The following is a 9,318-nucleotide window of genomic DNA, read 5'->3' as shown; positions in this document are numbered from 1 at the left end:
ATCCACCGAGCTACCCGTCGTCGCCGACCCAGGCGCCGTGACCGACAACGAGGTCGTCACATTCGGATCCACAACCGTCACCGACTGCGCCGACGCACTCGAGTTCGTGAACCCGGCAGCACCCGTGAACTCCGCCGTCACCGCGAACGAACCAGCAGCATTGAACGAATGTGGCAGGATCGCCGCACCCGCGGACACCGGAACCGGGGACCCGACAGGGTCACCGTCGACCTTGAACTGCACCGAGCCCTGGGCGTTGGTGGGTGTCAGATTCGCGACGAGGTTCAGCTCAGCGCCCGAGGTGGTCGTCGGCGGCACCTGAACCGTCAGCGACGTCGCGACATCCGGATCAGCCACCGTCACCGACTGCGCGGCAGCCGAAGAATTCGTGAAACCCGCGCCCGCAACGAAATCAGCACCGACACTGTGCGCACCAGCCGACGTGAACGTATGCGACAGCGTCGCAACACCACTCACCACCGCAACCGGAGACCCGATCGGCGCACCGTTGTCCGTGAACTGAACAGTGCCGACCGCGTTCGACGGGTTCACCGTCGCCGACAGATCCACCGAGCTACCCGTCGTCGCCGACCCAGGCGCCGTGACCGACAACGAGGTCGTCACATTCGGATCCACAACCGTCACCGACTGCGCCGACGCACTCGAGTTCGTGAACCCGGCAGCACCCGTGAACTCCGCAGTCACCGCGAACGAACCAGCAGCATTGAACGTGTACGGCAGCACAGCCTCGCCACCGGACACCGGAACCGCTGCGCCCGCCGGGCTCCCGTTCACCTTGAACTGCACCGACCCGACCGCAGTCGACGGACTCACCGTCGCCGCCAGGTCCACCGACGCACCTGTCGTCGCGGAACCAGGAGCAGACACCGACAGCGAGGTCTCCACATCCGGATCGGCAACCGTCACGGTCTGCGCAGCGGCTGCGGAGGAAGCGAATCCGGGACCACCGCTGAACTCCGCGGTGATGCTGTGCGATCCGGCAGCACCGAACGTGTGCTGTACCGATGCCTGTCCTGCTGCGACGGCGACCGGTGATCCGATGGCCGTACCGTTGTCCTTGAACTGCACCGTCCCGGCGGCATTCACCGGCATCACCGACACCGAAAACGTCACCGGTGCGCCCGTCGTCGCGGAGGCCGGAACCTGCAGCGTCGTGGTTGTCGGGGCGTTCACCGTCACCGTCTGCGCCGGCGCCGACGAGTTCACGAACCCGGACCCTGCGAGGAAATCAGCGGTGATGCTGTGAGCGCCCGCGGTCGTGAACGCGTGTGGCAGCGTTGCCTGGCCGGCGGTGACCGTCACCGGCGCACCGACGGAGGCGCCGTTGTCCTTGAACTGCACCGTGCCCACCGCATTCGCCGGGGTCACCGATGCCGACAGTGTCACCGGCGTACCCGTCACGGCCGTACCCGGGACCGACACCGTCGTACCCGTCGTCACCGGGGCGTTCACCTGAACGTTCTGCGCGGCCGACTGCGACGAGTTCGCGATCGCCGTGCCCGCGAACTTCGCCGTGAGACTCCGCGCCCCCGCCGTGGTCGGCGTCCACGCATAGGTTGCCACGCCCGAGGCATTGATCGGGCCCTCCCCGAGCTTCGTCGCGCCGTCGTAGAACTCCACCGCGTTGCCCTGCGCGGCACCGGTCACCGTCGCGGTCAACGTCACCGACTGCCCCGTCAGTATCGGTGTCTGCACCGCCGCCAAGGTCGTAGTGGTGGTGTCCTTCGACACCGTGATCGTCGGGCCCTTGTCCGAGTAGGTGCCGCTGCCGAGGCTGCCCGAGTAGTGCATCGTCGTCATCAGCGGCGTCGAGCGAGCGCAACTCGCCGTCACCAGGTAGTTGAACGTGAAGGTCTGGATATTCGGCGAGATGTTGGGATACACCGGCCACGAGCCCGTTACGCGGGTGTAGTCCGCCGCGACCTCCGGACTGGAACGATTGCCGCTGACGTATGTCAGACACGGCGGGTGAATGTCCTTCACGGCCTGGATGTACTCCACGACGCCACCGGTGCGGTCGAAATCGGTGGTTATCGAGATCGTCTCGCCCACGGACGGCGTCGAGTTACTCACCGTCCGTTTGAATGCGCTGCTGCCGTCCGACCAGTTCACCGATGCGGCCGCCGCGCCTGCCGACCCGACACCCACCGTTGCCGCGAATCCCGCAGCCATTGCGAAAACGCTCACTCCGCCGACTATTCGGCGTAATCCCCTGCCAACCATGCACTTCCCTCTCGACGACGACGATCGGTCGTCAGCTCAACGGATCAGGTTTCGACCTGGGACACTGCGCCGATGAGTATCGAGTTCGGGGCGCGCTGCAGGGCCCACGCCACCCCCTGCAGCCAATCCGCAGCCCGACTCCGCGTCTGAAATGCGAGTCGAACTCTATCGGACGAACGTCCAAGTCGAGGACGATTGGTGAGAATGGGCCGTGGCCCTCCGCACAGGAGCGCGGAGGGCCACAGCCTGATTCACCTCTCGAGTCAGAACCCGAAGCGGAATCCGCTCAGGCTGCCCAAGGATCCGAGGTCCAGCGACCCGGTGCCACCCGTGCCTCCACCGGACTGCACGACGTCGAGGGTCTGCGTCACCGACGTCGAACCCGCCACGCCCGTGCCACCCGAGTACACCGCATGGATCTGACGCGGCCCGCTCTGCGTGAACGTGTGCGTGAGCTCAGCAACCCCGTCGACCACCGGAACCGGAGCACCGATCTCGACACCACCGTCGAAGAACTGCACCGTTCCCGGCAACGATGGCGCACCGATCACCTGCGCCTTCAACACGTACGGCGCACCGGCCGTCGGCGACTGCGTCGACACGATCACCACCGACGACACCGCATCCGACGGGTTCGGAGCCGACACCACCACCGGACGATCGACCGATGCCGACCCCACGAACCCGGCATCGGCGGTGTACACCGCCGAGACCTGGCGTGTGCCCACCACGGTGAAGATGTGGTCGACCGAGGCGGAACCGTTCACCAGAACCACCGGTGACCCGATCGGGCTGCCGTTCTCGCGGAACTGCACCGAACCCGTCGGCACCGCCGACCCCGATTGCGCCTGCACCGTCACTGACAACGTGGTCGGCGCACCCGTCGTCGCCGACCCCGGCACACCGACCAATGTCGACGTCGCGACATCGACCGGCGCCGGATCGCTCACGGTCACGGTCTGCGCCGACGCCGTCGAATTCGTGAACCCGGCAGCACCGGTGAACTCCGCCGTCACCGCATGGGTGTCGGCAGCATTGAATGTGTACGGCAGCGAGGCCGCACCACCGGACACGGTTTGCGGCGATCCGACAGGCACGCCGTCGATCTCGAACTGCACAGTGCCCTGCGCGTTCGACGGCGACACCGTCGCGGTCAGATCGACCGACGTACCCGTGACCGCAGTAGCCGGGGCCTGAACCGTAAGCGACGTCGTCACGTCCGGATCGGACACCGCCACCGACTGGGGAGCCGAAGTCGAACCTTCGAAACCGGTTGCGCCCGAGTACACGGCGGTCACCGCGAACGAGCCTGCGGCGTCGAACGTCCACGGCAGGCTCGCCGCACCGCCTGACACCGTCACCGGGGCACCGACGTCCACACCACCGATCTGGAACTGCACCGTGCCGGCGGACGGAATCGGGGCCACCGTCGCCTCCAACATCACCGCCGTGCCCGTCTGGGCGGCGCCCGGCACCGTCACCGTGGTCGTCGTCAGCTGATCCGGATCACTGACCACGATCGACGCCGGCGACGAGGCTGCTGCGTCCGTGAAGCCCGGACCAGCGGTGAACGACGCACCGACGCTGTGCGAGCCTGCATCGGTGAACGTATACGGCAGCGTGGCAACGTCGTTCACCACCGCAACGGGGGCACCGATCGGAGTACCGTCGTCGGTGAACTGAACCGTGCCCTGCGCACCGGACGGCGAGACAGTCGCCGCCAGTTCCACCGGGGTTCCCGTGACCGCGGTCGCCGGAACGTCCAGTGTCAGCGACGTCACCACGTCAGGAACGGACACCGTGACGGTCTGAGCAGCGGCCGACGCGTTCGTGAACCCACTCGCACCCGTGAAGTCGGCCGTCACCTCGAACGAACCGGCAGCATCGAACGTGTACGGCAGGCTCGCGGAGCCGTCGGACACCGCCTGCGGCGCACCCACCGGGTTGCCGTCGACCTTGAACTGCACGTCGCCTTGCGCTGTCGGCGGGGTCACCGCAGCCGACAACGTGACGGGTTGCCCCGTCTCGGCTGTGCCCGGCACCGTCACCGAGAGCGTCGTCTCGACATCCGGGTCCACCACCGTCACGTTCTGCGCGGTCGCCGAAGAGTTCGTGAAACCCGCTGCAGCAGTGAAGTTCGCGGCAAGACTGTGCGTGCCCGCGGATGTGAACGTATGCGGCAGTGTTGCAGAACCAGCGGCCACCGGGACGGGAGATCCGATCGGAGCCCCGTTGTCGGTGAACTGCACCGAGCCCTGGGCATTCGCCGGGGTGACGGTCGCCGTCAGGTCTACCGACGAACCCGTTTCGGCCGACGCCGGCGCACTCAGCGACAACGAGGTCGCCACATCCGGGTTCGACACGGCAACGGTCTGCACCGTCGACGTCGAATCGTCGAAGCCCCTACCCGCGGTGAACTGAGCGGTGATGGCGTGCGAGCCTGCTGTGTCGAAGGTGTGTGTCAGCGTCGCGACACCGTTCACCGGGGTGACCGGAGAGCCGATGTTCGAGGCGCCGTCCTTGAATTGCACCTGGCCGTCGGCGTTGGCTGGATCCACAGTCGCCGTGAGGGTTACGGGTTCGCCCGTCGTCGCGGACCCCGGGGTCTGCACCGTCGTTGTCGTGGGGACCGGGTCGGCGACACGAACCCACGCGCCGGCGGGGTTGGTGCCCTGCCCGGTGGAGAACGAGTAGACGTCGAAGAGGAAGCCGGCGTTGTAGTCGCCAGCAGCCTGCGTGTCGGGGATCTTGTAGGTGACAGCGAAGTCCACGTTGTCGAGGTAGCCCTTGTTGCCGAGGACCGGCACGGAATTGCAGCCGCCTCCGGAACAGGTCGCCTTGACGCCGGCGGTGCCCTCGTTGGTGACGGTCGACTGCTTGCTGACGGTGTTGGACTGGTATTGGAAGCCCGCGGGCGCGATCTGTCGGATCGTGGTGATGTACCGGCCGATTCCGCTGTTCTTCCAGATCTTGGCGGTGTAGGTCACGGTGTCGCCTGGGTAGACGACGTTGACCCCGACCTGGGTGCGGTCGACCGCTGCCCCGTTCACGGCGGACAAGCTCAGGTTCCACCTGAGATTGTCGGCCGTCTTGTCGCCCGACCAGGCGGGCGGCGGATCAGCCGCCATGGCAGTGCCGGAGCCGGCCACTATCAGGCCGACGGCGGCGACGCCCGCCACGAGCGGCGCCGCTAATCGGCGAAAGGTTGACACACGCACAGATCCTCCTCGGGTAGCCCGCCCCCCGACTCGGCGGTTTCGTGTCTGCACTCGCACGCCGTGACGTTAGTCGTTGCCGGAGCGTGTCGAACAGCGTTTCTGATCAATCGTCCAACTACTTTTCCGGCGGCCCGCAACCGTCGCGCAGACGGCGGGGAACGGCCACAAGCGGGGCCACGTCCGGATGGACGGAGCCCCGCTTGGGTCGCGAATTACTGCTTACCAGTGGGGATTACGAGCCGAACTGCAGGTTGCCGAGCAGGCCGCCCAGAATTCCGCTCAGGCTGCCCAAGCTGCCGCTCGAGCCGCCACCGGAGACCTGGATCGTCTGCGAACCCGAGGTCGAGTCCGCGACGCCCTGGCCGCCGCTGAACACCGCGTGGATGCTGTGGGCACCCGCCGTGGTGAAGGTGTGGTTCAGAACCGCGACGCCGTCGACAACCTGCACCGCGTCTCCGATCGGGGTGGCCCCGTCGAAGAACTGGACCGTGCCGTCGACCGGAGCATTACCGGCGCCGGTCACCTGAGCCGACAGCTGCACCGCCGCACCCTTGGCCGCGTTGGCCGGCACCGTCAGGACGGTGGCCGTCTCCACATCCGCCGGCGTCGGGACCGTAACCACGACCTGCTTGGCCGCGGCGGTGGAGCCCATGAATCCGGTTGCGCCGCTGAACGTCGCGGTGATGTCGTGCGTGCCGACGGTGGTGAAGGTGTGCGACAGCGTGGCGACACCGTCGATCACCGGTGCACTGCCGAGCGAGGTTGTGCCGTCGAAGAACTCGACGGTGCCGCCGCTCGGCACGACATCCGAGGTCGTGGAGTTGTACACGGTTGCGTACAGGTCCTCGGCCTCACCGGTCTTGGCGTTGCCCGGCACTACCAGCATCGTCGTGGTGGCGACATCGATCGGGGTCGGGTCCGAGACCGTGACGGTCTGCGCCGACGCCGTCGAGTTCGCGAACCCGGCACCGCCGGTGAACGCGGCCGTCACCGACTTCGTGCCGGCCGAAGCGAAGGCGTGCGACAGCGTCGCAGCGCCACCCGACACCGTCACCGGAGCACCCACGGGGGTACCGTCCACCGAGAACTGCACCGTGCCCTGAGCATTGGTTGGAGTCACCGTCGCGGTGAGATCCACATCGTCACCGGTCTCGGCGTTGGGCGGAACCTGCAGTCCCAGAGTGGTCTCCACATCCGACGGGGTCGGATCCGACACCGTGACCGTCTGCGCGGATGCGGTCGACGCCGCGAACCCGGTGGTACCCGAGTAGACAGCCGAAACGTCGTACGCACCAGAAGCATTGAACGTGTACGGCATGGTTGCGTGACCCGAGACGTCGACGTTCACCGGCGCACCGATGTCGGAGCCGGCCACCTTGAACTGCACCGTGCCACCGGTGGGGACCGGAGCCACCGCCGCCGACAGCGTCACCGAAGTTCCGGTCTCAGCGGTAGCGGGCGCCGACACCGTCGTCGTGGTCTCCGTGTCCGGCACGGCCGGGTCGGTCACCGTCACGGTCTGTGCCGAAGCCACCGAACCCGCAAATCCTGCGCCGCCGCTGAAGCTGGCGGTGATGCTGTGCGAGCCCACAGTCGTGAAGGCGTGCGACAGGGTCGCGACACCGTTCGACACCGTCACGGCGGCACCGATGTCGGCACCGTTGTCCTGGAACTGCACCGTGCCGGTCGCGCCGGCCGGAAGCACATTTGCCGTCAGATCGACGGCGGTGCCCGTCTCCGCGCTCTGCGGAACCGTCAGGGACGTCGTGGTGGCGACATCCGGATCCGTCACAGTGACGGTTTGCGTCTGCGCCGCAGTGGAGCCGGCGAATCCGGCGTCACCCGAGAACACGGCACCGATCGCCTGGACACCGGCGGTCGTGAACGTGTGCTGCAGCGTTGCAACACCATTGGACACCGGCACCGGCGATCCGATGTCGACGCCGTTGGCGGTGAACTGAACCGTGCCGGTCGCGTTTGCGGGCGCGACGTTGGCAGTGAGGGTCACGGAGGCGCCCGTCGCGGCGTCAGCCGGAACCGACACCGACGTGGTGGTCTCCGTGTCCGGCACCACCGGATCGGTGACCGTCACGGTCTGCGCAACCGCGGTCGAACCTGCGAAGCCCGGTGCGCCCGTGAATTCGGCGGTGATGCTGTGCGAACCGGCCGCCGCGAACGGGTGGGACAGCGTCGCCGCACCGGCCGCCACGGTCACCGGGGAACCGATGTTGTTCCCGTTGTCCTTGAACTGGACCGTGCCCTGCGCGTTCGACGGGGTCACGTTGGCAGTCAGATCGACAGCCGCACCGGTCTCCGCGGTCTGCGGAACCGTCAGCCCCAGCGTGGTCTCGACGTCGACGGGAGTCGGATCGGAGACCGTCACCGTCGAGGCCGCCGACGTCGATCCGGCGAAGCTACCGGTGGCGGTGAACACCGCGGTGATCGAGTGTGAACCGGCCGAGGTGAAGGTGTGGTCCAGGCTGGCCACGCCGCCGGACACTGCCACCGGCGAACCGATGTCGGTGCCGTTGTCCTTGAACTGCACCGAGCCCGTCGCGTTGTTGGGCGCGACGTTCGCGGTCAGCGTGACCGACGTACCGGTCTCGGCCGTCGCCGGAATGGTCAGCGTCGTGGTGGTCGACTCTTGCGCGGCAACGACATTGATGGTCGCAAGCGGACCGGCACCGGCATTGAGGGCTGCGTTCTCGGTGTCGCGAGGCACACATCGAGTGTTCGCCCACTGAGTGCCGAACAGCGACGCCTTCGGCAAGGTCGTGTTGAAGTTCTCGAAGGCGTTCCAATTTCCGGCCGCGCCAGCCGTACGAATCTTCGGCGTGATAGGCGTGCCGGCGACACCAGCAACGACTGTGACATCGACGGCAGGCAATTGGAACCAGCTGTCGCCGCTGCCGTTCGTCGTGCCGTCGAGGTTCTTCTTCAGCTTGGGTGCCCGGATGCCACCCTCACTGTTGGTGCTGGACGAAGGCCCGTTACCGACCGTCTGATTATTGCCGGACAGTCGCAGGATCTGACCAGTCGACGACGGGTTTCCTGAGTCGTCGACACGCAGCACGCCTGGGGCGACGTTGTCGAGGTTGATACCCGCGCCGACGACCGCGGCGCTGACGAAAGTCGCGTTGTCGGGAATCATGAAGTCGAACTTGATGCGCGAAATGTTCGTGGTCGTCGCGCCGGAGTCCGAGTTCGGGTAGGCAGCCGGGCCCGACTGGATCCGGTAGGTGAAGGTCTCGCCCGGCTCGACCTGCGTCGGTGCCGTCACGGACACGGACGTGTCCTGATACTTCGTGACCTGCGCCAGCGAGTTGTTCGCTCGGCACGACGTCTTGAAGTTGGTCACCGTAGTGACCGGAGTATTCGCCGCGGATGCGGTGGTGGGAGCGACCACCAACATCACGCCGGCCACGAGCGCTGCGCCTGTGATGGGGGCGGCACAGCGCATAACTATTGGATTTTTCATGCACCACTTCCTTGTAAGAAGTTGCGGATGGGGGGAGGGAATCCGCATAGGTCGACACACCATAACGGCGCCGTTACATCCGCGTATCGCTTTTGCGAATCAAACGTCCAAATGTTGCTGACAGTTAGCTACGTGCGGAGTCAGACTACCGACCAGTAACCTAGGCCGGCCCGTCGGCTCGGCCTGTGCCACCCGGAGCGCCGAGCTTCACGGCCTTCAACAGCACCTACTCTGATGGACACTAGTCCAGTACCATGTCCGAATCCGGGTTTACAGATCCACGCAGATCTTTCACCCCTCGATTAACCCCACCGCGCTCCAGTTAGTCGAAATCCGGGGCTTCGTTGTCCGAGCGGCGGGCCGACGCCCGATCGGCTC

At 66.6% G+C, this 9,318-nt stretch carries 3 protein-coding genes; all 3 read right to left on the bottom strand.

Features of this window, described 5'->3' with window-relative positions; all coding sequences use genetic code 11:
- Positions 1-2,208, bottom strand: a 2,208-nt coding sequence (locus tag A6I89_RS23915) for a beta strand repeat-containing protein (RefSeq protein ID WP_084978819.1), incomplete at its 3' end; no start/stop codon positions are given.
- 299 nt (positions 2,209-2,507) lie between these two features.
- Positions 2,508-5,456 (bottom strand): beta strand repeat-containing protein, encoded by a 2,949-nt coding sequence (locus A6I89_RS23910; RefSeq protein WP_232244847.1) that lies wholly within the window; start codon positions 5,454-5,456, stop codon positions 2,508-2,510.
- A gap of 238 nt (positions 5,457-5,694) precedes the next feature.
- On the bottom strand, positions 5,695-8,820 hold the full coding sequence (locus A6I89_RS23905) for a beta strand repeat-containing protein (protein ID WP_236722548.1): 3,126 nt from the start codon (positions 8,818-8,820) through the stop codon (positions 5,695-5,697).
- Positions 8,821-9,318: the final 498 nt, after the last annotated feature.

The sequence above is a fragment of the Prescottella equi genome (assembly GCF_002094305.1).
Taxonomy (GTDB): Bacteria; Actinomycetota; Actinomycetes; order Mycobacteriales; family Mycobacteriaceae; genus Prescottella; species Prescottella equi.
The sequence above is the reverse complement of the archived record's forward strand: the minus strand, read 5'-3'. Positions and strand labels throughout refer to the sequence as shown.